We start from the raw sequence: 26,858 nt of genomic DNA, 5'->3' as shown, positions 1-26,858 counted from the left end.
CTCCAGCGCCGCGAAGCGGTGGCCCCGCGGTGAGGGGGCATCGGGTGGACGATGAGAATCAGCAGCCCGATTGAAATGACGTGCACTTCGACCGACCAGCACCTCCCGTCAGGGCCATTCGCTCCATCGAAGTGAGCAATGCGCAGCTCACAGAATCCGAACCCGCTCTATTTCAACGGAGTCACGACAGACACGTGGCCGCTCGACCGAGACAGTCTTGTCACTGACGGGTGGCATGCTCGCTGGATGATCAGTCAGAACTCGGCGGTGTGGTACTTGAACAATGAACTACGCGACTGCCCGATCCCCATGGCTCCTGAGGGATTCAGGCGTAAAGACCGGGCACCCCACGATTTCGTCTTCATCGGGCACGTGCCGGTGCGTACTTACAAGCTGGCCGGTCGGTGGCAGACCCAGCAAGCAGACGTCGTACGTGCTGCACGCAGGGTCGCCGTACTGCCCTGGGACCCCCAGGACCTCGTGAGCCCGGAGCCCGGAGCGGGCGGCCAGCTCACACCGGACGGCTTGGCGTACACCAGCTGGCGAACTCAGATGCAAGGGCTCGTCCGCACCAGCGCGTTCGGCTCCGCCTGCCCGTGCCGGGCGGGGTCTCCCAAGAAGCGACAGCCAGCCTCTCACACTCCGGAGTGCCTTCTTCGGACCTATCAGGACTATTCTATTGCCTGCACTTTCCCCGTGCGCGCACTGGTGCGGGCGGGCGAAACCTGGATGATTCCGCGCACTCTCGCTCACATTCTTGACCAGCGAGATGCCGAGGAGCGCAAACTGCTCAGCATCGACCACCCGTGCGACAGCTGCGGCGCCTCCAGCCCCGAGAACGGCTGGCGCACCCCGACCTCCACCGGCTGGAAGACCACGTGCCCCGCCTGCGCAGCAGCCACCCTGCGTTGCTATCAACAGCAGTTGCAAGGCATCCGGTACGGCCGTGTGCGGGAGAGCGGGCCGAGTGCTTCTGATTTCCTGTGCGCGACGTGCCCCACGCCTCGTCCCGCCACGGACTGGGATCACTGCCACGCTCACGATCTCATCCGCGGTCCTCTGTGCGGCAGCTGCAACACCAAGGAAGGGCACGGCAAGGATTTCCTCCAGCTGCCCGGCAGCGCGAAGCACCTCATGCGCTGCGACGAGTGCCACCTGCGGCGCGCCCTTCCCCCACACCACAGACTCGCCGCCCTGCGCCGGCACCTCCACCTGACCTGGGGCGTCACAGACTGCGACGGGGCGCTGCACATGTGCGTCCGTACAGAGCAAGCCGACGCAGGCAGCTACGACTGCACGATCCAGTGTTTCGGCCTGCGGTCTTCCAGCCCTGACCCCGGACCTGGCAGCTTTCACAGCCTGCGACTCACGCACCAGGAGGCTATGGACATCCTGACCGCCACGGTCGAGGAGGGGTGCGACCCCTGAGCCACCTACAGACCAGCTGGCACCAGGCCCGCGGGCGAGCATGATGTCCTCCCACGCGATGTGCGAAGGGCAAAAGGGTGCAGGCCAGGTAGTCTCGGCCAGGACTGTCGAGGCCGTTGACCGGCGCCATGTAGCGGGCCATGACCTGCCGGCCCGTGGTATAGCAGAACTTGCGGACCATGCCCATCACCAGGCGTGTAGCGTGAGCGACCTTGATCTGGCGGGGGTTGGTGTCGCTGTCGCGGGTGATGCCGATCAGGCGTAGTGGCGGCCGACGGCGCGGGAGGCCAGAAAGTGCGCGGTGCGGTACTCCGCCTTGGGTCCCAACCGCCCGCGGGCGTCGTCGTCGATCGCCCGTTTGAACGCCCCGTAGAGTCCCCGCTTGCGGGTCACAGCGACCATCAGGATCAGAGTGGACGTCTTGCCCGTTCCAGCACCTGCGACCAAGGCGAGGTCCTGGCCGGAGGCGAATACCTCGTGGGCAGCGTGCTGCTCTTTCGTCGGATCCATGACCATGGATTCCACTCCGGGAAGCGCGGCTTTATGTATCATGCCCAGAGGCTGAACCGACTGGCAGAAAGCGTCAAGTCAGCCATGTATTCGGTATATGGTTCCAGTTGTTCAGGAAACCATTTTAAGAGCCCAGGCCTACCCACTGGCTGTGGAGCCCTGCGTTCGCGGACATTCAGTTCCCTCCCGGCAGCCAGGGCGGTGAGATGCCTTGGCTCTGGGGGAATTTTTCAGTCCCGGTTCTATGATGTCGCAGCCAAAACCTCTGGGCGCCCTGGTGCCCAGCCTGACGCTTGCATGGGAGAGATGCGGGATGCTGACCTGTACCCGCCTGGCCAAGACGACGGGGCGCTTATGCCTCCGGGAAGCCGCAGAGTGGCCGTACCACGAAGACCTGCCCGCCCCGGTCGTCGCGTGCTCCAGCCACCTCACACCCGAGGAATGGGCCGCCTGTCAGCAGGCCCGTGCCCGAACCAGTGGTGAACTTGCCGCACGCCGGGCGGCAGAGAGGTCGGCACGCGAAGAACGAGGCGAGAGAACACAGCCGGAAGCAGCCCCCAGCGACTGTGCCGACCGGCCGTGCACCGGCCAGTGTGTCTCTCAGGCACGCGCCTGGGGCCGCGATGCCGACAGCGCACTGAGCCTGTGCGCGACCTGCGACGGCTTCGTTTGCCTGAACTGCGGTAAGACCGAGGTTCACGGCGAACTCGAAATCTGCGACCAGTGCGAGCAACGGGAAGCTGATGACTACGAGGCGGCGATCGCGTTATGGGACGAGACGGACGCCGGGTCGGATCCGCGTGTGCAGTTGTCGGCGGTGGTGACGGAGATCATCGCGGCCACCCGTGCCAGTTACAGCTTCGCCAATGCGCGCATCAACCACAGCATCGGGGTAGACACCCGCGTCGGGGCCGACGAGCAGACCATCCGCCGCGCCCTGTGGGCCGCGCGTTCCTGGCTTCACGAAGTCCAGCCCGCTCCGAAGCGAGCCGTCAGTGCCGTGCCCGACGCGCCGGACCTGACCGGAGGACAGTGCCCGCCGAGCCCGCTACACAGGTAGACGTCACTGCACCTGGAGACGGGCGATCAGAACACACGGACATCCCCGTCCAGCGCCGCACCGACGACACCGGAGGCCATGACGGTGACGAGTACGCCGAACTGACCGTCTGACCGGCCAGAACACCCAACGCCTACACAACGCGGCCGAGATCCAGCAACGCATCGAGAAGGCTGTAGTCACGCGCATCGTGATGAGACGCGCCAGCACGCGCACAACACCAACATCGCCCATACGGAACTCGGGACGGCATCGCCAGGTGCCTTACGCGCATCTCTGACGAACTGCGCTCCCTGCCAATTCAGGTACACCTGACACATGATCGCCCAAGCAGCTGAGAATGGGAGTCAGTGAGAGGAACGGCACTCAGGTAGATCGACTCGCAAGTTCGCTGACGCGGGTGATGGGTGGCTGGCCGCCGAGTGAGGTGTGGCAGCAGTGGCGATTGCAGGTGTAGAGGAAGTCCGCTAAAGCCGCTGTCCGCTCGACGTCCGAGATGTATAGCTGCTGGTAAATCCGCATCGAGCAGGTTCCGATTGAAACGCTCGACTTTTGCCGTTGATCTGCGGTAGACGCGGGGCAGTTTGCCGGCCGCGCCGAGAGAGCAGCAAGATCGCCGCCGCGAGCCCGGCGATCACGAGCAGCGTCACTCCCTGACCATCGGCCAGGACGATTCTCGATGCCAGGCCATTGCGGTAGGCCCCCAGGCGTTGTCCGTGAGCACGCGTTCGACGCGGGAGATGCCGTACGTGCGGAAGAAGGCGACCGCTCGGGTCAGGAAGCCCGCGCAAGTCGCGACCTGGTCACGACAAAGGCTCCTCGCGGGAGAGGGCCAGGCGGGGTCTCCCGGCGGCCCTTCACGCTCGGCGGCGCCACCGACAATGAGACCATCAACTCCGTTGCACATAAATCGAGTTGATGCTCGAAGTCGGCTTGATTCGTCCGCTCGTTTCCGGTATCCCCCCATTCTCTGATATGCCGTCAGTGTCCGGTGCTGCGCTGTCGGGCAGGATGGGCCGATGTCCGGTTAGCTCTTCTCCAACGATGCCCCCCGTCGACGGGAGCGCTGACGCTCCTGACCTGCTGGGGCGCCAGCAGTACGCCCGACATGCCGTCGAACTTCTCCACCAGGTGCACGAGCAGAGCGAATGCGGAGTCCCCGCGCTCATCGGCCCCTGGAGTTCCGGCAAGTCATCCGTCCTGCAGATGGTGATCCAGCACCTCAAAAGCGCGGCTGACGGCGTCGGCACCGGTGTGTGGTCGGTCGCCGAGCTGAAACCGTGGATGTACTCGGGCCCTCGAACCACTGACACTGACGCTGTTCAGCGAGATCCGCGCCGCCCTCCCCGACGATGGCCGGTGGTCCGAACTGCGCAGGAAGGTCGGAGCGTTCGGCCAGGCCGAGCAGTCCGCTGGGAAAGCTCACCGGACTGCTCGGCCTGGACTCCTCGGAGCTGATCAAGCTCGTCGCCGAACGCGTGGCCGGGGACACCAGCGCCACGGCCGCCAAACACACCGCCGAGACGGCGCTGCGGCAGGCGGGCCTGCACGACCATGGGGCCCCGGGAAACCAGCCATGCCTCCAGGGCCCGTCTTCCGGAGCCAGACAGGTCAACAACGGTGCGCCCCCTGCGCTACGTCGCGGCCAGCTCCGGAACCTCGAGAGCTTCCCACCCGGCGGGCCATCGCGGCCGCCTGCGGCGGCAGGTAGCTGTCCAGCGAGTCAACGTCGTCACACAGCCGTGCCTTCAGCCCGTGCAGGCACGCTTCGGTGAACAGTTTCTGCGGGTCGTCCTCGGGGCGCTTCGCCTGCTCAGCCTGGAGTTGGCCCTGGTGGTGCTGCATACGGTTCGTCGGCGTTCGCATCGCCTCGCACGACAGCGCCTTGTCCATCAGGCCCGACACGTGCGCGTGGTCCTCTTCCTGCGTGCCGTGCGCACGGATGTCCTGCTGCCCGGCCTGGAGGTAGCCCTTCAGCGTGTCGGCGGACATGCCGGTGCGCTCGCAGTACGCGGCGATCAGCATGGCCACCATGTCCGTGGTGTCCGCCGCGTCCGTGGCCCGGTACAGCGTCATCCGCTTCCAGGTATGCGCCTGGTCGGGTTCCGTGTACGGCAGTACCTCCTGGCAGTTCTGGACTGCCTCGGAGACGAGCTGGTGGACTGCCCGCCGCAGCGGCTCGGGCAGCGCAGTGGATTCCATGGCTCGCAGGCTAGAGGCGTCGCGCGCCCAGACCTCCGAGACGGGGCCTCACTCGGATGAGCGACGTGCTCCAGCGTCAACGACCGCGCTGACACGGACTCGACTGCCGGTTGGCCAAGGCGGAATTGGCCAACCGGCACAGGCCTGACGTGCTACACGACTTGGTCGTCCATGCGGTCGATGAACTGTCCGAAGGATTCGTCGTACCCGTCCTGCGACCGTGAAGCCAGCTCTTCGGCCACAGCGTTCCACCGGTCAGGGTCGCCTCCGCACATGCGTACGAGAGCATCGGCCGCTACGGGCTGGTCGTAGTAACTGAGCACGATGTGGGCACGTACCTGGCGAACCAGCGCATCGGTGCGGTGACGCGACCTGATGACCGCGTACTCAACCTGGTGGAAGAAGGAGCCCTGGTGGTCCTTGACTGCATCGAGCCAGGACTGCATCACGGCTTCCGGGTCCGTACAAGAGTCGAGCTCTTCATCCGTCAGGAGCCGGGGCACTTCCTGCTCCTGCTGGGCAGGGCTCGCTTTGTGCAGGACAGCCGCTTCCCTGAGCCACGCCGGAACTACGTCGTAGGTACGAAGCCACTGGATCTCAGCCGGGTGGAGGTGGTCCAGCTGATCGCAGACCAGGCGCCGCTTAAGGTGCGGGTTGCCGGCCAGGGACGCAAGGGCGCTGACACGGTTGTCATCGCTCAGGAGGCGCTTCGGTGCGAGGGGCTCAGGCCCGTCGAACGGATGGGGGCGTTCGACGGCCGTGGGCCGGGGCAGCTGCGCGACGGCCTCACACACCTTCGCCAGACTCTTCGCGTCGCCGCTGGTCAGAGCGAGGTCACGAGCAAGAGACATCACCTCGTACGGCCGAAAGCTCCGCAACTTCTTGGCGTGGAGCAGACTCCCTTCTTTGACACAATACGCGGTCGCCTCGTGCAGGGCGCTTGTGGCCATCTCCGCCAGCCGAGGATGCAGCACCACACGCCGGGCGATATTTCGCAGCCGCTCACGCTGGCTCTTTCCCGGCGTCGGGAGCTCCGCCCACTCCGAGAGTGCCAGGGCCGGCACGCATGCGGCCAGAACCTCGTCGGAGAGCTTCTCGGTCTCCACGCAGTCCATGAGAACGTGCTGGACCACCCGCCCGAATCCCTCGTTCCGCGTCAGCTCCAACCACCGGTCCGGGCACCGCTCCAGCACCATGCCCACCGTGCTCCAGACCGGCCACCCCGACGGCTCCCAGTAGCGCCCCCTCCCCTCGGCATTCACCGTCGCGAAGGCATTCAGCTGTGCGGCCATCAGTCTCAGACCGCCTCGCAGCACCGCATCGACCAGCCACTCCGGTGCCACCGGAAGCCGACTCAGATCGCTGCCCGGCTGCGGACTCTCCGCCGCCAGAACAACCCCGAGCAGGTCCTCCTGGCCCAGGGACTCGAGGAGCTCGAGCACCAAGCTTCGGTGAACGTCGTGCGATGCCAGCGCAGCGAGGAGCTCACCGTCGGCCGGACGGCAACGAAGAACAGCCGGGACATCCCGCGAACCCAGCACACCTTGACGAATGAGATCAGGAAGCCGCCTGGGTGATGCCGCGATCAACCGATCACGCAGCGCCTGCTCACGGACCCGGCCGAACAACGACGGCAGCGCCTGGCTGAACTCATCCTCCTGCCACCCCCGAGCGAAGCCCTCACCACCAGGAAGCAACCCGTCGACCACCGCGGCGAACGCCGCCTCCGGTAAATCCTCATGCTGGGCCAGCCGCACCCACATGCGGTACTCCGTACCGTTCACCGCCATTGGAACCTCCCCTGCCCCGGCTGCTGTTGCGACAGCAACGGTATGACGCACGTCACCGATCCCGGAGGCACATGCGAAAACTCAGGCACCCGACCTGGCTGAGCCTTCCGCGCGGCCACGTTCACGTCGGCCAGAAGGCCCACCAGTCTGGTGGGCCTTCTGGCCGACGAAGCTCCCGCACGGTGTCACGCGATCCGGGCGGAGGGCGTCTGTGCTCTGGGCCCCCGATACCGCGGGCGAGGGACGGTCGGGGCGCACCTACACGCAACCCGCTCGCTTCGGAGGCAATCGACGAGGTCCAGCGGCCAGGGGCTCCCCTTTCCCAGCCGGTCGAGCATGTCGTTCAGGAGCGTGGTGGCGCTCGCGTTACACGCCGGCCTCCGCTGGTTGGTTCGGATGCCGGTGGCTTGGGCTGGTGGTTTCCGGTCTGCCGAGGGTTGGCGGGGCTCTGGAGATGATCCTGCTGAGGGTTCCGGTGTAGGTGGTGCCGAGTTCGGTCACGGTGCCAAGGAAGGGGCCCGAGCCGTACCTGAGGGCGCTGACGTAGTTTTCCGGCAGGATCACCCGGTCGCCGACGTCGAGCGTGCCGGGACCGCTCCAGCTGTATCCGTAGCCGTCGACGGTGACGGTCTGGTCGCCATCGACGTTGAAGCGGCGGTTCTTGGCGTCGAGTTCTTCCCGGAGGGTTCGTATCTGGCGCTCAAGGTGTCCGACCTGGGCGGCTTCTGCGCGTTGTCTCCACTCTCGTTCTTTCGCCCGGCCGGTCTCCAGGCCCTGCCGGTATGCGTCCACGAGGGCCTTCTCGTGGTCGGTGGCGTGGAGTTTGCAGGCGAATCCCGGACCGGAGAACTACGTGCGGCAGGGAGTGCCGGACTTGGTGGGGCGCCCGCAGGGCCGGTGATGTATCTCGTCGAACACGGAGATTCCTCACAGAGTGGTAGGGCCGTGGCAGGTGTGTGGCGGCGACCTAGGGCAGGGTGGTCGGCAGTGAGGTCACCGGCTGGGAAACGGTCTGCGGGATGCTAGGCGGGAGTGGTGCGGCCTGCCTGGGTGCAGGTCAGGGTAAGGAGCTGGAGGTAGCCGTCCGGGGAGCTTGCCCGTTGCCTGTTCGAAGCGCCGCGATGTGGCGGGCTTGATGCCCAGGTGGCCGGCGGCGTCGTGGAGATCGAGTCCTGCGGTTTCGCGGGCCTTTTCGGAGGGTTTCGGCATTGTCGTGCCAGACCTGCGGCGCTGACTCGGTGCTTTCCCGGGCGACACCGGCTCGGGCCGTGGCAAGGGCTGCCTGGAATCGGTCGTTACGGGTCCGAACAGGAACCGGGCCAGCCGGGCAGCGTCGGCCTTGCGGTCGACACCCCCGCCCCAGGGCCGGGAGGCTTCCTCGTACACGCGGCCTCGGGCCGTGGTGCAGTCCTCGCGCTCAGCGGGGTCGACGCCGTAGGGGCTGTGCCGTCGCTGGTGCAGGCCAGCATGCTGTCCTTCGCGAGGTCCATGTCGCGGTCCTCGTCGTCGCGCTCGATCCCGTCGATCACCTCCCGGACCTGCTGGCGTTCCTCTGGTGACAGGACACTCGCGAGTGCCTCCGCGGCCGCCCGGGCTTCGTGCCGGCCCGCAGGCTCGAAGCCTCCGCCCCAGGCGTGAGATGCGTCTTCGCCCCCGGCCTTCTGAAAAGCTACGTCCATGGCTTCGAAGGTGTGCGGGCTCCACGCACGCATCATCAGAATGATTTCCCGCAAAGCCCCCTGGGTAGCAGGCTCCGTCTCCTGGACGGCACTGTTGCTGTGTCGGCGCCCGGCTCCGGTCATCCAGTCGGTGAAGGCCTCGGGCCGGCGGGGATCGGACAGCTGTGCGTCGGCGAACCAGAGTGCCGCCCTCATGACACAGGCGTGCGCGTGCTGGATGACGGCGTACCAGCCGAACAGCGCTTGGCGGTAGTCGTCCATATGCCGGTCTGCGTGCGGCAATGCTGCGGGCATTCGGCTGCGCTCACCCGGTACAGGGCGGCGCGGGTCTCGGGAGACGTCAGCAGAGCGGCGTCCAGGTGCTCATATTTGGGGCCACGGTCTCGGCGCTTCTCGAGCCCGTGCTCGAGGAAGACCTGGAAGCGGGGTTCCTCCCGCCAGTGAGCCGCAGCGCTGCGAACACGCACATCGTCTTGCCACGCTCCGGTCGCGATGGCCTCCCGCAGCGCCGAGGTCACGTCCCGGCGCAAGTCCGCAACCCATGCGATCAGGACCGGCAGGCACCGCGGATCGTCCCCAGCGCGGACATCACCACATTGACGTCATCGTGACGGTGAGAATGACGCTCGAACACACTCCCATTGATGCAGCAGATCCCGGCCCTGGCGCCCCGTGGGCGCGTGAAGCGCAGCGCTTTCATCCTGCACTACGGCTCGGACACCAGGCCCCAGTCGACTGGACCACCCAACCGAGCCTCAGGGGAAAGGGGTTGCCCCGGCATCTCCGGAACGTTTGCAATCCTCCCGATCCCTAAGGTCAGGATGTTGGAGGAGCCGGGTGGGCCACCCGTGTGGGTTTATTGTGAGGAAGCATGCCCGCCACGTCGATGAGGGGCACCACAACGGAGTACAGGCCCTCTCCGACAGGGTTGGCGAGTCAGTGGTGGCGCTGCGCCACGGCAAACCCGGCGCCCGAGATCAGGTCCGCTAGCTGCAGCGAGGGGCGCTGCGTGGATTGCCCTCACAGGGGGTGATCCAGATGCACTCCCCTAGACAGGTAGCGGAACTCGGGGTACCCACGGTCACGTGCTCCGCCTCGATGTCGTCGAGGTTCGTACCGGATAGGGCTCTCTGATCGTCTACCAGCATGTTGACCTTGCCCAGATTCCGGGAACCAGATCGCGGTGATGGCGGCAACGGCCTGGATCAGGGGCTCCAGTGCCTGCGGGAGAACCGCGTCTAGCCCGTGCTCATCCTGGTGGCATTCGACGGCTTCCTCCCGGGTGGTGCGCAGCAGCGCCAGGGCTTCGGTGACGTTGCGCCGACGGGAACGCGCCCAGGCTTCCTCCACGACCTCATAGAAGTCGTCGACGGTGACCTGTTGGTCCCGGTTCTTATGGGAGGTGAAGGCGACGGTGGACGACAGCAGCCAGTCGAAGAGCGCCGGTCCCAGAGCACGCGGCCCTTCCTCGAACAGGCTGCGGGCCATCTTGCGCGCATGTCCGGCGTTGCGGATCTCAGCGACGATGGGCTCCGCGTCATCGTCGCTGATGGCGACTGATCCGATCGACAGGTAGCGGCTGCGCTGCTCGCCGTGCAGCTGATCACCGTCCCACCCCGATTCATCGATGGTCACCCGCCGTCCCTCTCCCTCGATGTCCGCAGTGGCGCCGATTTGGTTACGGCGGGCGCAATTCGAGCCGGGCAGGTCTGTGCCTGGGTTGGGGCGACGGGAAGGATGACTCATGCGCGTGCTGATCTGTTGTGCGCCACCGCCTGGGCAACGCATTACCCGAGGTGCGCCAGCCCTCAAGATGAGGGCTGGCAAGCCGTCAGTGGACCACGAAGCATCGGGGCCGTGTGCTCGGCGAGGAGCTGCATGTCAGAAATCTGAGCCGGCCATTGGGACCGCGAGTTCCTCGACCGGAGAAGCCACAGCCGCATCCCGAACCCGACCGTGTCCTATCCCATCTGCTTCCCCTCTCCCGGGGCGAGAAAGTAACCGCGCGGCGCCCACTCTCACCGCACCCTTCCTCCCGGCGGACACGGAACAACGGCCAGGCAAGCGCAAGCTGTAAACCTCCCGCTTCTCGCTGTCGCCGGCGTCATGGCCGTATCGGAAGTGTCGGCGGCGCTCGCCTAGCGGGCACTGCGCTACGCGCTGGAGCAACTGGCCGCCCAGCAGATCGGCGGAACCGGCGACAACAGCGCCAACGATGGTCTCTCTCGAACGCACCTGGGTCAGGCAAGTTCCCTGGGCAGACACCCCGGGCTCAGAGCAAAAGACACCTTGGTCAACAGGCGAAGGCCTGACATCACCTCATGGATCAACTGCTGCACATGGACGTGCCACATGCTCGGCGAGGTAGGAGCCGGTGCCGGTGCTGCCGTACCCGGTGGGATGGCCGGCCGGTCTCCTGGGCGTGGTGCACCCTGACGGGCCGGGCATCGTCCCGGGGCGCCGACCGGACTCGGCCCGGACGGTGGAGACGGCAGCCCGGCACGGGTGGGCGTCCCTGGGCGGCGGAAACCCCGGCGACGCGGTACCGCTGGGCACTCCGGGACCGCGCCCATGACCGATGGTGCGGTGACAGGGGCGGAGCGGTGTGGCTTACGGCCCGGGTTCAGCGTGGGCGGGTTGTGCCTGCGGGGTGGCGTGGTGGGCCCAGGCGTAGTCGGGTGAGGACGGGCGGGCGGGCGAGGCCGGGCATGATCAGGGCCCACATGGCGCTGACTTGTTGGTGCAGGGCGTCGCGTTCGGCGAGGGCGAGGGCGAGTAGTTGTACGCCGCTGTAGCAGCCGACCAGTGTCCGGGAGGCTTCTCCGGGGTCGACGTGGTTCTGGAGTTCGTCGGCGTCCCGGGCGGATTCGAGGACGGTGGTGACGGCCCCCAGTGATGCCGCGTAGCTGTCGGCGGTCTGGTATGGGCCGGGCTCGATGGACAGGCGTACGGCGGCCCGCAGGACGGGGTCTTCCAGGATGCCGGCGGTGTAGTGGTGGCTGATGTCGATCAGGGCTTGGAGCCAGAGCTCGGGAACCGGGCCTGCCGCCATCTGTTCGGAGACCTGTTGGAAGTAGTCGTGCTGGTGGGACAGGATTGCGTCGCCGAGGTCTTCCTTGGATGCGAAATGGTGGTAGAAGCCTCCGCGGGAGACGTTGGCCAGGCGTTGGATCTCCGGGGTCGTCGCGCCGGCGTAGCCTTCCCGGTCGAAGACGATTCCGGCGGCCTCGACGATCCGCTGGACGGTGCGCTCACCGCGATCCTGCATCGTCGTCACGCCTCCCTGAGCCGTGTCCGACGCTACCCGAGACCCCGGCACCACGCTCGTCCTGGAGGAGCCTCCGTCCGGGTGTGGGAGGGGCCCTGCTGTGCCGGGCATTCCCAGGAGGCGTCTTGGGTATCTGTGGCAGGTGCCGCGGAGTCGGCGCTCCGGATCCGTTTCATGGGTAGCAGAGCGAGAAGGCGGTCGGGGTAGCGGAGTGGGGATCAGGGATGGTGCCTCTGACTCGTACGGCGGTCACCGGGAGTGGTTGGGGGCCTTCCTTGCCTGTGTGCCGGGGTGCGGTGGTGCGCGGCGTCGTCGCCGGGGTCCGAGGCGTCGGGGCGTCGGGGCGTCGGGGCGTCGGGGCGTCGGGGCGTCGGGGCGTCGGGGCGTCGGGGGTTTCCGTTCCTGCCGGCCGCGCCTTACGCGTCTCCTGGATCCCAGCCCGTCCGTCAGGGCGGCAGCCGCCAGGGACGCATTCAACGCGGTGACCCACCAGAACAGCATCTACGAAGCCACCGTGCCCGTAGCGCTGTACGTGGCGGCCATCTTGAACCACCCGGCTACCGCGGCAGGCGAACACGCCCTGGAGGCTGGCCTCCAGTTGCGCCACCGAACCCGCGAGATGCTGCTGGACCGGCTGGGCTCCACTGCCTACGACGCCGACGACGAGCGCGTCGCCATGGGTGAACGCTATTTCGGATTTCGGGGAGGGCTTCCTCGACGAATGCCCCGACATGCGGGCTTTCCGGGACCTGCGCCCGGTGATCTTCCGCGCCGTTCGCCCCTTCCTCACCCATGACAACGCGAAGCTGCGCGACGCGGTCCTCGTCGCCGCGGTCCCCCTCGCAGAGCACCATGCCCTCACCGGGCACCGGAACAGGCCGGCTGGCCTCGCCCACCGTCTGCTCAGCACCAGCACAGACCGACACAGACGTGACCGTGCACTGGATGCGCTGAACGCCTGGGGCCACGACACCAGCAGCCTGGAGAACGCGAACGACGTCGCCGCCCGTGGACTTCGCACCGGCGCGGAGGACCACGATCTGTGGTGGGCGAGCAACGGGGCAGGCGAACGCGCCGAAGGCCCGTTGTTCTGACGCAGAGAGGCCCAGTTCGCTACGCGGTGGCCGTCACACCCTGCGTACGCTTCACGGAAACGGAACGTGGGCCGGAACCGGACCTCGTGAGCATCGATGCGCCTGCCGGCCTCGGTCTCCTGTCAGTCAGAACGCAGCAACAAACACGACCGTCAGGAGCGGACCAGGCCAAGTGGGTTTCGTTCGCACCCTGTTCGGAAGAACCGGCGTGAAGCCGTACGTCAACGGGTCCGGTCCCTCCTCGACGACGACCACGGACACCTCACCAGCCTCCGCCCCCGCCCTGCCCTGCCCAGGCCTGGCCCCTGGCCCGGTGCCCTCCGCGTGCCTCTCGCTCACGCTCTCCGGCGGCGGCCAGCGCGCGGTGCGGGAATCCTCGGCAGCAGCTCCCACAAAGGGTGCGAGCCCCCGGCCCAAGCAGCAAGAACCCGCCGATCGGCCAGGTGCATGTCCAGCTGCACGGCCAGAGGCCCGCACCGCGCGGAGAACCGGCCGTTCGTGACGATCAGAACGATGTCCGCACCGTAGAGCTGGCGGGCGGTGCCATTGACCCGCTGGAGGTCAGGGGTACCGACCGCCGAACCGCGGTCGCCGTCCTTGCGGTGTTTGCACTGGATGACCCAGCTGCGGCCCAGCGGGTCGGTGGCCAGGACGTCGGCGCCGTTGTCGCCGGCCCCGCCGATCTGCCGGGCGTCGGTGCAGCCGTCACGGCGCATCAGGTCGCGCACCGCGTACTCGAAGTCACGGTGGTGCAGACTGTCCAGCTCCATCAGGCCGAAGCGCAGTGCCTGCTGCCGCACCCGGTCCCAGACCCGCTGCTGCCTGCGCCGGTGAACCCACCCCGCCCCACCGACCAGCGTGATCGCTCCCAGCACGATCAGGAACCACCAGTTCGCCACGAGCCAGGACACCGCCGCCCATATCACCGCCGCGGCCAGGACACCTACGCCGATGACCAGCATCTGGGCATCACGCTGCCGATACCACTGCCGTTGCCGCTGCTGGCGGGAGCGGGCAGGTCGGCGGCGCGGCACAGTACGGCGTGCGGGGCGGCGGCGTTGCGGGCGGCGATCGGCCATCGAGCGGCTCCGGAAAGAGGTCAGCGGCTGGAGTCGGTGATACCGGTGGCGAGCCGGCCCGGGGCGTCGAGGATGCCTTCGCCGACCGGGGTCGGGGCGATGACAACGCCGAGGGCGAGCACGATGATCACGGTCAGCTTCTCGTCGTTCCGGTACCGTGCCTCGGTACGGCGGCGCAGCCTCAGAAGAACGACGGCGAGCAGCACCCCCACGTTGATGGTCAGCATTCCGCCTGCCCCCGCACCGTCCCCGGTCTCGTTCCGACCCCCTGTGTATCCGCAACCGCCCCCGCAACGCTGCTCGGTCACCGGATGATGACGCGAAGTGGTCGGTTGGCCTGATCCGGCACGCTGAACCACAGGTGCGACAGGTCGCCAGGGTGGAACGAAGCAGGACGAGACACGACGAAGCACGACGAGGCGGCCAGTTCAACATCACCCCGTGGACGGGCGCAGGCGCGGGTGCGAACGAGGACGCGGCAAGCACGCACGGGCAGGCGCGGGCAGCTTCCCTTCACTTCACGGCACGGGCAGCTTCACGGCGCGGGCAGAGCGTCCAATCAGTCCGGAGCTCAGCCCGGCCCGGGCCTCCCACGGTGTGCGGGGACGGCCTGCGTTATCGAGCGGCCAGGAACACCTGGGTGTGTACGCCGACGTCTCCCCCGGGCTAAGGGACTTCGCCGTGGCGAGCTCGGGTGCGGTGACGGAGAAGGTAGCTGGCCGGGCTCGCCCAGGTGTTACTCGGTGCCGCGAGCGCCAGTGCGCGGCCTGAGCCGCCTTCCCCAATCAGCAGCGTCGTCACCGGTATGCGGGCCGTGACGACGTCTGTGAAGAGTTCAGCGACGGCAGGGCCCGCGCGCCGGTCACCTCTGCCACTGGGCCGCTCGCGGCACCCGGGGTGTCGACGAGAGTCACGACCGGAAATGCCCAACCGGTCGGCGAGCCGGATGAAACGGGCCGCGGTGCGGGTACCCGAACGGCCGGGCCGCGGCACCACACTGCGCCGCGCCACGTAGGGATCGCGATGGGCGAGAACCGGTTCACCCTCACAGCCCCGACGCACGCACGACCAGCAACACGGCCACAGCGACGACATGCCTCGTGCGAAAGGGTACCGGGGACCGGGCCGGTCAACCGATCGTGCGCAGTACCAGCCGTACGACTCCCATGGCGCCTCGCCCGACCCATCCGAGCAACCCCGCCTCCACGGCCAGTTCGGCGGCGTCCATGGCCGTCTCCCCCTGGTCCGACGATCCAGAACAGCACCAGAAACAGGAACGGGGCCAACGTCGTTTCCGTGCACCGCACTTCTTGCACATCACCATGCCATCGATTCTTCCTGCTGCCGCTCCCAGAACATCAACCGAACACACAGCCGAGAAGTGCACATATCTTCCGCTCATCCGGCAAAACGAGAGACTCGAAGCAGGGATCGCTCCCGGGACGACAGGCGCGGCCACCGGCAGTGACACGACGAAGTCCAGCGGCCGGCAGTTGCCGGGACGGTGGATGTGGTTGGCGGGGGCCGCGCCAGAAGACCGGAGTCTGCGCAGACCCCGGGGTTGGTGAGCTCATGTACGCGCAGTCTGCCGGACCTGCCTCCACCCGGGCAGTTGGTGGACCGCTGGTGGATGGCCCGGCCGTAAGGCGGGAGGCGACCAGGGTTCGAGAAGAACCGCCCGCCCGTGCACGATGCCGTCAGCGCTCATCCGGTCGGGCAGGGTGAGGCGGCAGCGCCCGGCCCAGACAGACGGTGAGCGGATCATCGGCGTAGTAGCCGAAACCTGGAACGCCGGTATAGCCGCACGAGCGGTACAGACCGATCGCCGCAGGGTGCCGTCGGTTCGTCTCCAGAACCATCGCCGGAGCTCCTGCCGCGGCGGCCGATTCCTCCAACCACGCCAGAACAGACCGGGAATACCCTCTGCCGCGACACTCATCGATGACGTACATGCGCTTCAGTTCCGCACGGCCGTCCGTACGCGAACGCCAGCCGCCCATGGCGACGGGCGCATCCTTCACGTATCCCACCGCGAACGCCCCGCGGGTAGGCGAGAACTGGCCCGGTTCGGTCGGGCTGTCGTCCGGCGCCCCGTAGATCTCGACGTACTCCGCCTGCAGACGCTCGACCAACCGGGAAACATCCAGGTGGCCGTAGGCACAGGAATGTTTTTCCACCCCCCGTCAACCTACCGGCCCCTGGACGGCACCCACCATCCGGCCGAGAAAGGTACGCCGAGAAGACCGTCGGCAGGCAGCGGCATGACAGCCGGTCGCTGACAGCCGGGGCGAGGGCCACGATCACCCCGGGGGCGCGGCGCCGGCGCCCGTATGCCGCTCGATCTGCGTAACGGGGAAAGGCGTCCGCTTGCTCTCGGTGAGCAGACGGCGGAAGAAGGAGTCCACGACCACGGCAGGGCGTGCGTGCCGGTCGATGATGGCTGTGATCTCGGGCGGGATGCCGTCAGGTCGCCGGTCAGCGACCCAGTCGTGCAGGAAGGCTTCCTGTTCCGTGTCACCGCGCACGCCGTCGAGCACGTGGTACCGGAGCAGGTGGCTCCCGGTGTAGCAGTGGTCGTACGCGAAGTGGTCCGCGAGGAAGGTGGACTCGTCCGCCGAAAGATCGAAGCGAGAGCTCAGGGCAAGTCCGAAGTCAGCGAAGTAGAGCCGGCGCCCATCGGTCAGGATGTTGTCGAAGTGAGCATCGAAGTGGACAAGTCCACGAGAACTCATGAAGGCAGCTCCGCTGACCAGGGCCTCCTCCACCCAGGGCAAGGGCGAGCTGCTTCCGTCGTCCGGCACCGCGGATTCACGCTGGTGGGCCAGCCATCCGGCGAGTGTGTGCGGCACGTGCTCCAGGAAGACCACCACGCTGGAGGAGGACTGGCCGATGGCCTCCAGCCGGCCACGGACGGCGGGTGATCCCTCCCAGTGCGCGACGGCCCCTTCCAGGCCCCCGAACTCGTCGATGAATCCTTCTGGAACGGAATCGGGCAGAACCCGCCAGTGATACATCAGAGGAAATCCCGCATACTCGCCGCCGAGGACCCAGTTCGTGGTCATGGTGTGCACGGCAAGCTCCCGCCAGGCACCGAACCCGGCAGAGCCCACCCCGTACTGGTAGAACATCGGCAGTTCGAAGACGTTCGCCGTCGACCGCACGTTCTCCGGGCGCAACTCGATGTCCGTCAAAGGGATCCGCTTGACGAAGACACGCGTTCCGTCGATGTCCAGCTCTGCCGACCTGCCGCCAATGCCCGACCCGAGCGGGGCAGCGGCTGCCACGACCTCCCCCAGCCGGTAGTCGCTCAGCAAGGAAAGCTGAGTGCTCACGGCCCCGTAACCGGCCAGGCGCGTGGAGCGCAGCACATCCTGGCTCAGCATCAACAGCTCTCCTCGGTGCCCGAACCAGGGGCTTCGGCAATCCCGCGTACGGCACCAACCCTACGCAGACAGGGGTCAGCCACTCTCATGAACAAATCCCCCCGGAACAAGATCAAGAACTGTCGGCGAAACGCGGGCACGCTCCGGCGCGGTCGCCGGCCCCTGACACGGCCGCTCCACCAAGGTGTCCCGGCTCGCGACACTCCCGCACGTACCCACCCCCGCGGCCCCAGCCCTGACCCCGGAACCGGCCCAGCCCCCGCCCCGGCCGTGAAGCCCGGGTCGGCGACCCCGGCGGCCCAGAAGAGAGCGGTCCCTGCCCCCGCGACACCGGCACCACCACCGCCACCAGCCATGGCGATCAGACGGCCAGGCACCCCGGCCCCGGCACCCGCCGACCCCGACACCCTGGACACCCGCCCGCCGCCGGATCCCGCAGCACAACCAGCCGGAGCAGGACCACGACGGCCACCAGCGCCGACTCACGGGCCACGCATCGGAGTCGGGTGAACGCGAGCATGCCCGCCAGCATCCGGCTGCCACCCGTCACGAACAGCAGTCCGCTACACAGGAGTTGCTGGACGCCACACCGAGCGGAGCGACCAGCAGCTCCCCGACAAGCGCTGCTGATCTTTGAAACCGGCCTGTACGGGCCCGACCGGCTCGGCGACCATGTCGGCCGAGGCAGGCGCTCCAGGCGGCAGCACAGGCAGGGCGACACCCCTGACCCGCACCGCCGAGCCGCGACTCACCACGGATTCACCGGGCACCCAAGGCGCGCTCAGCTCCACCGGGGTGATAGCCAGGCAGCAGTCGCCCCCTTCCCCGTCGCCCCGCACACCACTCACCTCCGCCCCGGCTTCACAGCGGGCGGTGCTGCGATAGCTGAGGCAGCACACTGCGACGCGGCTGGACTCGCCACGCGCCTCGCCCCCGCATCGTCCAGGGAGCCAGCCCCCGGACCGGCCACGGTAGTGAGGGAAGCAGAGAGCCGGCCGAGCCCAGAGCCGGGCTCAGATGCGAGCCCAGGTGCGGAGGGCTCTCTTCATGATCTTGCCCACGTCGTTGCGCGACAGCACGGTGAGGTAGCGGACAAAGCGTGGACGCTTGCGCGGGACGAGTCGCGAGGCCACATGATCCGCCAACCCCTCCTCCAGGAGGCTGTTCTGCATCGTTCGGTACGATCCACTCACCCAGGCCAGGATCCGGCGCGCCCGTCACCGCGGCATCGCGTACAGCCGGGGCTCCATGAGGACGTTCTCGATCTCCCCCGCACGATCTTGTACCCACCACTCTTGACGAGGTCGCCGGCCTTGCGCCCCACAATCCGTACGTACCCGCACCCGTCCGGCTCGCACACCGCCATGTCACCCACACGAACCAAGCCGACCTCGGCGAACGCCCCAGCGGCGACATCCGACCTGTTGAGATACTCCAGGAACAAATTCGGACCACGTACGTGGATCTCACCCACCCGATCGGACCCGTCCGGGAGTTCACGGCCCTCCTCCTCGACCAGACCCAACTCGACACCCCGCAGCGGAACGCCGACGGACGCCACCCACAGCCCGCCATCCACCCGAGGATAATCCGTCTACACGGAACAAGCGGAAACCCACACACGAGCACACCCCTGAAGAACCACCACCAGACATCCTCCAGGGCCGATACGGACCAACCCCCACAGTGCAGACAGCAGCTCCTCACCCCGACCCGCCAAGACCACCAACAGCCCACTGACAGGTGACCCGATGGTGCAGGTAGCGGCGTGCTGGAGCACCCTGGCGAGGGGGCACGTTCCGCATTCGAGGTATCGCGGCCGATCCCCGCTCACGCGGCAGGTCGGATTGACCTCGCGGTCTACGAAGAAGCCGGGCCCGGGCGGGGCCGCAGGCAGCCGATCAGGTTCTTTGCGGCGGGATCTCCGCGTGCCGCGTACGCCGTCGATTGGTCTGATGGTCAAGGTGGCTTTGCAGGCATATGCCGATGACACGAAGGAGAACGTTCATGATCCGTCGTATTGCGATCACCCTGGCAGCTGTCGCCGCAGCCGGCTTCGTCGCCGCGGCCCCGGCTTCCGCGAACGGGGAGAACGGACACATTGGCGGCGGGCACGCTGGCATCGAGGCCGGCTGGGCCAGTGGCGAGTACCAGAACCTGGGCGGCCCGTACGGGATCACGACCATCAAGGGCCAGGCGGCCTACTTCGACGCGGAGCGCGGCTGGGTCGTCCGCTGACTACCGCAGCCGGACGCACGTAACGCGTAGTTCCAGATGGGAGCGAGGGGCCTGTGCCACCGTGGCACGGGCCCCTCACTCATCCCATCCCCCACAACAGGTCAGCGCCGACCGCCAAGGTGACCGTCGCGGCTGCGCCGGCGTGCGGGGGATCGTTTTCCCGTGGTGGTGACGCCCGGTTCCGATGCGGTGGTCCGCACCGGGCCCTTCCTGATGGGCGGCGACGTCTCCGTGTACGTCTTCCCTCCCAGGCGGACCGGGCGGGACCACCGCCGCGCGTGCGAGGATGGTTCCGAGGCCGCCCTTCGAAGTCGTTGGCGCAGCACATGGCCATCTTCAAGATGATCGACACGGGCAACGGCCGGGCGCCAGCCGCGGCGATGCGACGTCGTGTCCGCACGGTCGCGAATGTCCGGCTGCTCGACTTGGGCCCGGAGAACGACAGCAGCTGGCACGGCCCGCCCGTACCGGCGGCCGTCCCAGCCCTCCCCCGCAGTCGGCCGGCTGGGTGCAGACCCGGGGAAGCCGCATCGGCCCGGCCGGTACCCTTCCCGGGTGACCGAGCAGACCGAACCGGACGGGCGGCGACCCGCGAACGACGGGCCCAAGGCCGCCGCCCGTAACCGGGCCGCCCTGGTCGCCGCCGCCCGGGAGATCTTCGCGGAACACGGGCTGGAGGCTCCGCTGTCCGCGGTAGCGCGCAGGGCCGGGGTCGGACAGGGTGTTCTCTACCGCCACTTCCCCGACCGGACCGCCGCGGTGACCGCGGTCCTGGAGGAGAACGTACGGCAGATCGAGCAGGCAGCCGAGGCCGAGAACACCTCCTTCGCCGCGGTGCTCGGTGTGCTGACGTGGCATCTCACCGAATCGGCCGCCTTCATCGGGCTTCTCCACGCCGACCGGGCGGGCAGCCACTCCGGGATCCGCGCGCACGCCCTGGCCCTGTCCGGGCGCGTCGAGCGTGCGCTGCGCAGACAACTGCCCCCCGGCCATCGACTGGGTGCGGCGGAGGACCTCGTGCTCTCGGTCGCCATGGTGTCCGCCGCCGTCATCGGCCCCACCCGTGATCAGCGCGAGCACCGGGCGCTGGCCGCCTGGCGGTTGCTCGGTGTCGAGGTGGGGCCGGTGCGGCCCTTCGGCGGTTGAACTGTGGGCGCGTCAGCCGCCGTTGGACTGCCGGATGCCTTTCGCGAGTGCGTCGAAGGTGTACAGGTAGCCTCCCGCGGGGCCGCTGACAGTCAGGTACGCCTTCGTCCCGCCGGGCGTGATGGCCACGTTCGTCGCCGATTCCAGGTCCCCGTCCCGCGAGGGGACCTCGACCGTCGCGAGCCGCTCACCGTGGCGGTCGTACACGGCCATGGCCGCCCGCCCGTGCAGCCCCTGGTAGAGATTGCCGTCCGCATCGACGGCGATCGAGTCGGTCTGAGCGATCCCGCCGTCCACACGGATGGCGGTGTGCCGGGAGATCACTCCGCCCTTTTCGTCGAGGCGCAGGTAGGAGATCCGGTTCTCGGTGAGTTCGCTGAACCACAGCCCTCGGTGGTCCGCGTCGAACGAGATCCCGTTCGGTGCGGCCAGGTTTTCGGCCAGAACGGTCGCCTTCCCGCCCTCGCGGGCGATCCGTACCAGACGCCCGTGCGCCGCGCCCTCGGACAGACCGCGTGAGTCGCTGACGTAGAGGTTGCCCTCCTGGTCGAAGACGATGTCATCGGGGTTCATCCGCGCTCCGTCGACCTCGCCGGAGAAGAAGGTCCGCAGGTCGCCGCCGCCGGGGGCCAGGCTCACCACCTCGCCGTGCGCGAAATCGCTGAGGTAGAGCCGTTGGTCGTACGGGCTGAACTGGGCCGAGGTATAAGCCCCTTCGCCGTCGGTGTGGACGGCACGGGACGTCTTCCTGGCGACGTCGACGCGTATGACCTTGGGCTTGCCCTCGGGCGCGGTGACATCGACGACGTACAGGCCGCCGTCCTTGCCGAACACGGGGCCCTCCAGCAACGTCATTCCCGTCTCGGTGTGCGTCCGGGTCAGCTGCATGTGCTTCTGCGCCCGGATGGTCCTGTCCGGGGAGGCCGGCGCCCCTTCTCCTTCGGGGGCGCCGGCCTCGGCGCCGCATCCGGTGAGGAGCAGTGCGCCGATCGTGGCGAGCACGGCAAGAGACCGGGCCGGTGTTCGCTGCATGGAGAGGGGCTCTCTTCCTGTCGACGGTGCGGGTTCTCGGGGAAGGGCGGGCGGGCGGGGGTACGTGACGGGCCGTGTCGAGTCGGGTCGGCAGCGCTCAGGTGATGGGGCCGGCGGTGTGCGTGCGTCTTTGGCCGGATGTCGTCGCCGCCACCGGACCACAACCGGACAGCGCTGTCCGGTAGTTGCTACCGTAGCGGACGGGTCGCCCGCCCGGGGCCGCCCCGACCATCGGATCGAGGCCCCGCATGACGACTCCTCAAGTCCCGGACCCCCACCAGCTCGCCGCACTGCGCGAGCGCTACCGCCACGAGCGCGAGCGGCGCGTCCGGCCCGACGGCGCCGCCCAATACCGGGACGCCGACGCCGAGTTCGGCTACTACGCCGCCGACCCCTACACCGAGGAACCGGACAGGCGCGGCCCCCGCCACGACACCGTCGACGTCGCCGTCATAGGCGCCGGGTTCGGCGGCATCCTCGCCGGGGCGCGCCTGCGGCAACAGGGCGTGGAGCGTGTCCGGTTCGTCGAGAAGGGCGGTGACTTCGGGGGCACCTGGTACTGGAACCGGTACCCGGGCGTCCACTGCGACGTCGAGTCCCATGTGTACCTGCCGATGCTGGAGGAGACCGGCTACGTCCCGGAGTGGAAGTACGCCCCCGGTGACGAGATCCGCCGCCACGCCGTACGAATCGCGCGCACGTACGGGCTCTACGCCGACACGTTGTTCTCCACCGGCGTCACCTCGCTGACCTGGGAGGAGAATTCCGAGACATGGATCGTGGCCACGGACCGCGGTGACGCCTTCCGGGCCACCTACGTCGTCAACGCCACCGGCACGCTCACCGACCCGAAGCTCCCCGGGATCCCCGGCATCGAGAAGTTCACGGGCCACACCTTCCACACCTCACGGTGGGACTACGCCTACACCGGCGGCACCCCGCAGGGCGGCATGACCCGCCTCGCGGACAAACGGGTGGGCATCGTCGGCACCGGGGCCACCGGCATCCAGGTCATCCCGATGCTGGCCCAGGACGCCGCCCACCTCTACGTCTTCCAGCGCACCCCCTCCACCGTGGACGTACGCGCCAATCGCCGCACCACCGCCCGGGACGTCGGCGCCGACCGTGAGGGCTGGGCCCGCGGGCGGCGGGAGAACTACCTCCGCATCGTCTCCGGCGAGGACGCCGGCCAGGATCTCGTGGCCGACCGGTGGACCGAGTCGGCGGGCCTGCTGGAGAAGCTCCTGCCGAGCTTCCGCCGGCAGAGCGACCGAGCGGAATTCGAAGCCGCCTACGAGGCCGCCGACGCCGCCAAGATGAACGAGCTGCGCGCCCGCGTCGAACAGAGCGTCACGGATCCGGAAACGGCCGAGAAGCTCAAGCCCTGGTATCGCTACGCCTGCAAACGCCCCACCTTCTCCGACCTGTACTACCCGGCGTTCAACCGCGACAACGTCACCCTGGTCGACACCGCGGACACCCACGGCATCGAGCACGTCACCGAACACGGCGTCACCGTCGGCCCCACCACCTACCAACTCGACTGCCTGATCTTCGCCACCGGGTTCAACGTCGGCACCTCCGGCATCAGCTCGGGCAAACTCCCCGTCCACGGCCGGAACGGCGTCCAGCTGCTGCACAGCTGGGCCCGGCGGGGCCCGCGCACACTCCACGGCTTCACCAGCAACGGCTTCCCCAACCTCATACAGATGGGCGCCCTCCAGAACGCCAGCAGCGTCAACTTCACCCACATCCTGGACGAGCAGGCCGTCCACGCCGCCGCCCTCATCACGGCCGCCGAAGCCGCGGGCGCCCTCATCGAACCCTCACCCGAGGCCGAGGACGCCTGGATCGCCGTCCTGGCCGAAAACGCCCCCGACCACGCGTGGTTCCACGCCGAGTGCACCCCCGGCTACTACAACCGTGAAGGCCGCGGCCGGCCGAACGGCGCCTTCGCCTACCCGCACAGCGCCGTCGCCTTCCACGAACTCCTCGCACGCTGGCGCGCCGAATCCATCGAAGAAATCCTCCAGGACCGGACCGCCCACCACAGCCACCGCTGACCCGGCCCAGCCCGGGCCGGGTACGGCGCGTCAGGGCAGGATCTCCACGTACCCCTCCCCACCGTGCACACGGATCCGCTGCCCGTCCCGGACCAGCGCGGTAGCCCGCTCCACCCCCACCACAGCCGGCAGACCGTACTCCCGGGCGATGACCGCACCATGGGTCATCTGGCCTCCCACCTCCGTCACCAGACCCGCGATGCCCACGAACAGCGGCGACCAGCTCGGGTCCGTGAAAGCCGTCACCAGGATGTCACCCGCTTCGAGATCGGCCCGGGCCATGTCCAGGACGACGCGCGCCCTTCCCTCCACCGTCCCGGCGGAGACCGCCAGCCCGGTCAGAGCCCCCTCCGGCACATCGTCACGCCGGTACGCCCCGGTGAAGACCTCACCCTCCGACGTGAGCACCCGCGGCGGCGTCAACGCGTGATACGAACGGAACGCCTCCCTGCGCCGTGCGACAAGCCCGTCATCCACCCGGTTCCCGCGCACGGCGTCGTGGAACTCCTGGAACGTGAGGTAGAAGACGTCCTCAGCCTCGGAAAGCACACCGGCCCCCACAAGGCGTTCCGCCTCCGCCAGCAAGGCCTGCTTGTAGACGAAGTACCGGCTGACAATCCCGTACTTCGGATACTCCCGGTACCCGATGAACGTCCTGACCCGATCGATCATCCGCTTCGTCTCATCAGCCTTCCCCTCGCCGCCCGGCAGGGCCCGCAGGCGTGACAGCACCTCCTGTTCCTTCCGGCGCGCCTTCTCCCGCCCCTCCCCGAAACGCCGACCGGCCGCACCCGCCTCGAAGATCCGCACATTGTCGAGGATCACCGGCACCAGCGTGATCGGCCGCTCACCCCAACGCGGCCTGGTGATGTCGATCTCGCCGACACAGCGCATGCCGTACCGGTCGAGGTAGGCGACGATGGCCTCGCGCGACTCGGCCCCGCCCGGGAGCTTCGCCAGGTCGTCCAGGAAACCCCCGTCCCCGGCACCCCCAGCCTCCCCGGCGCCCGCGGCATCCCGCAGGAACGCCACCACCTCCGGCCACGGGCGAATCACATCCGCGACGTCGAGCAGGTCCAGCCCCATCTCCGACGTGATGTTGTCCGGCGCGGACAGCGTCAGCGTGTCAGCCGCGTTCTTCTCGCCCAGCCACTCCCACAGCCTGTCGTTCAGCCACCATGTGGCCTCCATCCCCGCCATGATCACCCGCATGCTCAGCGGATCGCTCAGCACCCGCTTGTGCTCATCGAAAGCCTCCAGCAGAAAATCGAACAGCGCCGGACCTGTCTTCGTCCGGATCTCCCGCTCCAAGGCTTCGACCGACGCCCGACTGCGCTCGATCAGCCCGGCGACGACAACCGGATCGGTCTCCACCGGGGCAGGCGCACCGGCGGGCGGCGGCCCGCCGGGCGGCACCGCGCCCACAGGCGACGGGACGAAGCCACCACAGCCGAGGACGGTCTCCAGAGCATCCCTGATCAACGGATCACCCTTCCCCATCGCCTCGAGGAAACCCTCGCGGGTCGCGGGTGAAGCCACCCGCTCGGTGACGTCCACGAACAGCCGCCCACCGGCCTCCAGCATCGGCACCAAAGCCGTCAGCTGCCACATCGAGTACCCCAGAGGCCGCATCGGGTCGGTCATCATCTGCCCATGGCCGACCGAGACATAGACACGGTTCCCACCATCACCATCACCGGCCACACGCACCGGGGTCGGGACCGGGAAGAGCGTGGTGATCGGGCGGCTCTGAACGATCCGGAACCCGTCCTCCACCAGACACCACTCGATGTCCTGCGGGCAGCCGAAGTACGCCTCGATCCGCCGGCCCAACCGCACCAGACCCACAGCCTGCTCATCCGTCAGCGCCGGCCGCTCCTGCTCCCACGCATCGACCGCCACCTCTCGCGTACCGCCACCCGGCACCGGACGAACAACTCGCTGCTTGGCGGCGATGGCCCTAGCGACCACCTCGCCGTCCCGCACCGTGAAGACATCCGGGTTCACCAGACCCGACACCAGGGCCTCACCCAGACCGAAGCCGGCCTCCACCGTGGCCACCTTCCGGTTCCCCGTGACCGGATCGGCCGTGAACAGGATGCCCGCCGCCCGCGGAAAGACCATCCGCTGCACGACCACCGCCATACGGACCGCACGGTGGTCGATGCCGTTGCGCCGCCGGTAGACCACCGCCCGCTCCGTGAACAGCGACGCCCAGCAACGACTGATATGGCGCAGGACCTCCGACGTCCCGACCACGTTCACGTACGTGTCCTGCTGCCCGGCGAAGGAAGCGGCCGGCGAATCCTCCGCCGTCGCACTGGACCGCACCGCGTAGGCGGTCTCCTCACCGCGCCCGGCGAGCGCGCCCGTGATCGCCGCCGTGATGTCGCCCGGCACAGCGATCTCCTCGATCGTGCGCCGGATCCGTGCGCTGAGCGTGCGGATCGCCTCCCGGTCGTCCGGGTCCACGCGCGACAGCTCGTCGAGCTGACCGTCGAGCGCGGGAGCCTGCGCCATCACCCGCCGGAAGGCGTCCGTCGTCACACAGAAACCACCCGGCACACGGACGCCGTCGATCCTCGACAGTCCGCCCAGATGCGCGCCCTTGCCGCCGACGACCGCGACCTGCGTCTCGTCGACCTCCCGCAGATCCACCACGTACCGCTCGGTCATCGCGACACCTCCGGGGCTGCTGTACGCCGTCGCACCGCGGTGGCCGGTCGCGTCACCGGAGTCTCGCTCTCTGTCGATCTTCTCGTCGAACACGTTCTTCTCATCAGGCACGTTCTTCTCGTCGGGCACGTTCTCATCCCCTGGTCGTCTTCCTTCCGGCGAGCCCTGCGACAGCCGCGCCCGGGCCGGCGGGGCGTACCCCCGCAACCG

The 26,858-nt window shown here is 68.2% G+C and carries 20 protein-coding genes and 3 pseudogenes; 7 read left to right on the top strand and 16 right to left on the bottom strand.

The features are described 5' to 3' along the window. Positions 1 to 246: 246 nt before the first annotated feature. A complete protein-coding gene (locus G3I54_RS21730; RefSeq protein ID WP_164616528.1) occupies positions 247 to 1,428 on the top strand; it encodes an endonuclease domain-containing protein in 1,182 nt (393 codons plus the stop codon). 255 nt (positions 1,429 to 1,683) lie between these two features. Here the strand turns inward: G3I54_RS21730 and G3I54_RS39040 are convergent, their stop codons facing one another. Beyond that, positions 1,684 to 1,938, bottom strand: a complete 255-nt coding sequence (locus tag G3I54_RS39040) for a hypothetical protein (protein ID WP_203686845.1) — start codon at positions 1,936 to 1,938, stop codon at positions 1,684 to 1,686. Between the two features lie 313 nt (positions 1,939 to 2,251). On the opposite strand from G3I54_RS39040, the gene G3I54_RS21720 reads away from it, so the two are divergent. Beyond that, positions 2,252 to 2,998 carry a hypothetical protein gene (locus tag G3I54_RS21720; RefSeq protein WP_164616527.1) on the top strand — a complete coding sequence of 249 codons (747 nt, stop codon included), beginning with the start codon at positions 2,252 to 2,254 and terminating at the stop codon, positions 2,996 to 2,998. A 366-nt stretch (positions 2,999 to 3,364) separates the two neighbouring features. Here the strand turns inward: G3I54_RS21720 and G3I54_RS39615 are convergent. The 7 genes and pseudogenes from G3I54_RS39615 to G3I54_RS21690 all read right to left on the bottom strand — a co-directional run. Further along, positions 3,365 to 3,803, bottom strand: a pseudogene (locus tag G3I54_RS39615) (hypothetical protein); the annotation flags it as partial. Between the two features lie 806 nt (positions 3,804 to 4,609). Next, the gene (locus G3I54_RS21715; protein WP_239144469.1) at positions 4,610 to 5,200 is read right to left on the bottom strand and encodes a hypothetical protein; all 591 of its coding nucleotides are present in this window, start codon (positions 5,198 to 5,200) and stop codon (positions 4,610 to 4,612) included. 152 nt (positions 5,201 to 5,352) lie between these two features. Continuing rightward, positions 5,353 to 6,990, bottom strand: coding sequence for a hypothetical protein (locus G3I54_RS21710; protein WP_239144468.1), 1,638 nt, complete (start codon positions 6,988 to 6,990; stop codon positions 5,353 to 5,355). Between the two features lie 366 nt (positions 6,991 to 7,356). Further along, complete coding sequence (locus tag G3I54_RS21705) at positions 7,357 to 7,782, bottom strand: hypothetical protein (RefSeq protein WP_164616526.1); 426 nt, start codon at positions 7,780 to 7,782, stop codon at positions 7,357 to 7,359. Positions 7,783 to 8,285: 503 nt separating this feature from the next. Beyond that, on the bottom strand, positions 8,286 to 8,930 hold the full coding sequence (locus tag G3I54_RS39610) for a hypothetical protein (protein WP_239144467.1): 645 nt from the start codon (positions 8,928 to 8,930) through the stop codon (positions 8,286 to 8,288). A gap of 759 nt (positions 8,931 to 9,689) precedes the next feature. Then, a complete protein-coding gene (locus G3I54_RS21695) occupies positions 9,690 to 10,304 on the bottom strand; it encodes a hypothetical protein (RefSeq protein ID WP_164616525.1) in 615 nt (204 codons plus the stop codon). Positions 10,305 to 11,292: 988 nt separating this feature from the next. Beyond that, positions 11,293 to 11,937, bottom strand: a complete 645-nt coding sequence (locus G3I54_RS21690; RefSeq protein ID WP_164616594.1) for a ScbR family autoregulator-binding transcription factor — start codon at positions 11,935 to 11,937, stop codon at positions 11,293 to 11,295. A 481-nt stretch (positions 11,938 to 12,418) separates the two neighbouring features. On the opposite strand from G3I54_RS21690, the gene G3I54_RS39035 reads away from it, so the two are divergent. Both G3I54_RS39035 and G3I54_RS39030 read left to right on the top strand, forming a co-directional pair. After that, positions 12,419 to 12,733 (top strand): hypothetical protein, encoded by a 315-nt coding sequence (locus tag G3I54_RS39035; RefSeq protein ID WP_203686843.1) that lies wholly within the window; start codon positions 12,419 to 12,421, stop codon positions 12,731 to 12,733. After that, entirely contained in the window at positions 12,696 to 13,031 is a 336-nt protein-coding gene (locus tag G3I54_RS39030; RefSeq protein ID WP_203686841.1) for a hypothetical protein, read from the top strand. Before G3I54_RS39035 ends, G3I54_RS39030 begins: the two co-directional genes overlap by 38 nt. A 335-nt stretch (positions 13,032 to 13,366) precedes the next feature. Here G3I54_RS39030 and G3I54_RS21680 read toward each other — a convergent pair whose 3' ends face one another. The 6 genes and pseudogenes from G3I54_RS21680 to G3I54_RS21660 form a co-directional block, all read right to left on the bottom strand. Then, positions 13,367 to 13,993: a restriction endonuclease gene (locus tag G3I54_RS21680; protein WP_239144466.1), complete on the bottom strand. Its 627-nt coding sequence runs from the start codon at positions 13,991 to 13,993 to the stop codon at positions 13,367 to 13,369. A 137-nt stretch (positions 13,994 to 14,130) separates the two neighbouring features. Beyond that, complete coding sequence (locus G3I54_RS21675; protein WP_164616524.1) at positions 14,131 to 14,337, bottom strand: hypothetical protein; 207 nt, start codon at positions 14,335 to 14,337, stop codon at positions 14,131 to 14,133. 291 nt (positions 14,338 to 14,628) lie between these two features. Then, positions 14,629 to 15,131, bottom strand: a pseudogene (locus G3I54_RS39605) (carboxyl transferase domain-containing protein); the annotation flags it as partial. A 676-nt stretch (positions 15,132 to 15,807) separates the two neighbouring features. Then, entirely contained in the window at positions 15,808 to 16,287 is a 480-nt protein-coding gene (locus G3I54_RS21670) for a GNAT family N-acetyltransferase (protein WP_164616523.1), read from the bottom strand. Positions 16,288 to 16,410: 123 nt separating this feature from the next. Further along, positions 16,411 to 17,493 carry a protein kinase family protein gene (locus G3I54_RS21665; RefSeq protein ID WP_164616522.1) on the bottom strand — a complete coding sequence of 361 codons (1,083 nt, stop codon included), beginning with the start codon at positions 17,491 to 17,493 and terminating at the stop codon, positions 16,411 to 16,413. Between the two features lie 1,013 nt (positions 17,494 to 18,506). After that, a pseudogene (locus G3I54_RS21660) lies at positions 18,507 to 19,048 on the bottom strand (acyl-CoA synthetase); the annotation flags it as partial. Positions 19,049 to 19,500: 452 nt separating this feature from the next. Here G3I54_RS21660 and G3I54_RS21655 point away from each other — a divergent pair. Then, positions 19,501 to 19,731, top strand: coding sequence for a hypothetical protein (locus G3I54_RS21655; RefSeq protein ID WP_164616521.1), 231 nt, complete (start codon positions 19,501 to 19,503; stop codon positions 19,729 to 19,731). A gap of 555 nt (positions 19,732 to 20,286) precedes the next feature. Beyond that, on the top strand, positions 20,287 to 20,877 hold the full coding sequence (locus G3I54_RS21650; RefSeq protein WP_164616520.1) for a TetR/AcrR family transcriptional regulator: 591 nt from the start codon (positions 20,287 to 20,289) through the stop codon (positions 20,875 to 20,877). A 12-nt stretch (positions 20,878 to 20,889) separates the two neighbouring features. Here G3I54_RS21650 and G3I54_RS21645 read toward each other — a convergent pair whose 3' ends face one another. Then, positions 20,890 to 21,909, bottom strand: coding sequence for an SMP-30/gluconolactonase/LRE family protein (locus G3I54_RS21645; RefSeq protein ID WP_164616519.1), 1,020 nt, complete (start codon positions 21,907 to 21,909; stop codon positions 20,890 to 20,892). A 248-nt stretch (positions 21,910 to 22,157) separates the two neighbouring features. On the opposite strand from G3I54_RS21645, the gene G3I54_RS21640 reads away from it, so the two are divergent. Then, positions 22,158 to 23,972, top strand: coding sequence for an NAD(P)/FAD-dependent oxidoreductase (locus G3I54_RS21640; RefSeq protein ID WP_164616518.1), 1,815 nt, complete (start codon positions 22,158 to 22,160; stop codon positions 23,970 to 23,972). A gap of 30 nt (positions 23,973 to 24,002) precedes the next feature. Here G3I54_RS21640 and rph read toward each other — a convergent pair whose 3' ends face one another. Beyond that, positions 24,003 to 26,648, bottom strand: a complete 2,646-nt coding sequence (gene rph / locus G3I54_RS21635) for a rifamycin-inactivating phosphotransferase (protein ID WP_164616592.1) — start codon at positions 26,646 to 26,648, stop codon at positions 24,003 to 24,005. Positions 26,649 to 26,858: the final 210 nt, after the last annotated feature.

This window comes from Streptomyces sp. SID14515 (assembly GCF_010548505.1).
Classification (GTDB): domain Bacteria; phylum Actinomycetota; class Actinomycetes; order Streptomycetales; family Streptomycetaceae; genus Streptomyces; species Streptomyces caviscabies.
Note: the sequence above shows the minus strand (reverse complement) of the source record. Positions and strands in the feature narration are given on the sequence as shown.

Coding starts and splice junctions, on each gene's coding strand:
- G3I54_RS21730 (WP_164616528.1), top strand. CDS start 247: ATGATCAGTCAGAACTCGGCGGTGTGGTACTTGAACAATGAACTACGC.
- G3I54_RS39040 (WP_203686845.1), bottom strand. CDS start 1,938: ATGGATCCGACGAAAGAGCAGCACGCTGCCCACGAGGTATTCGCCTCC.
- G3I54_RS21720 (WP_164616527.1), top strand. CDS start 2,252: ATGCTGACCTGTACCCGCCTGGCCAAGACGACGGGGCGCTTATGCCTC.
- G3I54_RS21715 (WP_239144469.1), bottom strand. CDS start 5,200: ATGGAATCCACTGCGCTGCCCGAGCCGCTGCGGCGGGCAGTCCACCAG.
- G3I54_RS21710 (WP_239144468.1), bottom strand. CDS start 6,990: ATGGCGGTGAACGGTACGGAGTACCGCATGTGGGTGCGGCTGGCCCAG.
- G3I54_RS39610 (WP_239144467.1), bottom strand. CDS start 8,930: ATGGACGACTACCGCCAAGCGCTGTTCGGCTGGTACGCCGTCATCCAG.
- G3I54_RS21690 (WP_164616594.1), bottom strand. CDS start 11,937: ATGCAGGATCGCGGTGAGCGCACCGTCCAGCGGATCGTCGAGGCCGCC.
- G3I54_RS21680 (WP_239144466.1), bottom strand. CDS start 13,993: ATGCTGGTCATCGGCGTAGGTGTCCTGGCCGCGGCGGTGATATGGGCG.
- G3I54_RS21675 (WP_164616524.1), bottom strand. CDS start 14,337: ATGCTGACCATCAACGTGGGGGTGCTGCTCGCCGTCGTTCTTCTGAGG.
- G3I54_RS21665 (WP_164616522.1), bottom strand. CDS start 17,493: ATGCTGAGCCAGGATGTGCTGCGCTCCACGCGCCTGGCCGGTTACGGG.
- G3I54_RS21655 (WP_164616521.1), top strand. CDS start 19,501: ATGATCCGTCGTATTGCGATCACCCTGGCAGCTGTCGCCGCAGCCGGC.
- G3I54_RS21645 (WP_164616519.1), bottom strand. CDS start 21,909: ATGCAGCGAACACCGGCCCGGTCTCTTGCCGTGCTCGCCACGATCGGC.
- G3I54_RS21640 (WP_164616518.1), top strand. CDS start 22,158: ATGACGACTCCTCAAGTCCCGGACCCCCACCAGCTCGCCGCACTGCGC.
- rph (WP_164616592.1), bottom strand. CDS start 26,648: ATGACCGAGCGGTACGTGGTGGATCTGCGGGAGGTCGACGAGACGCAG.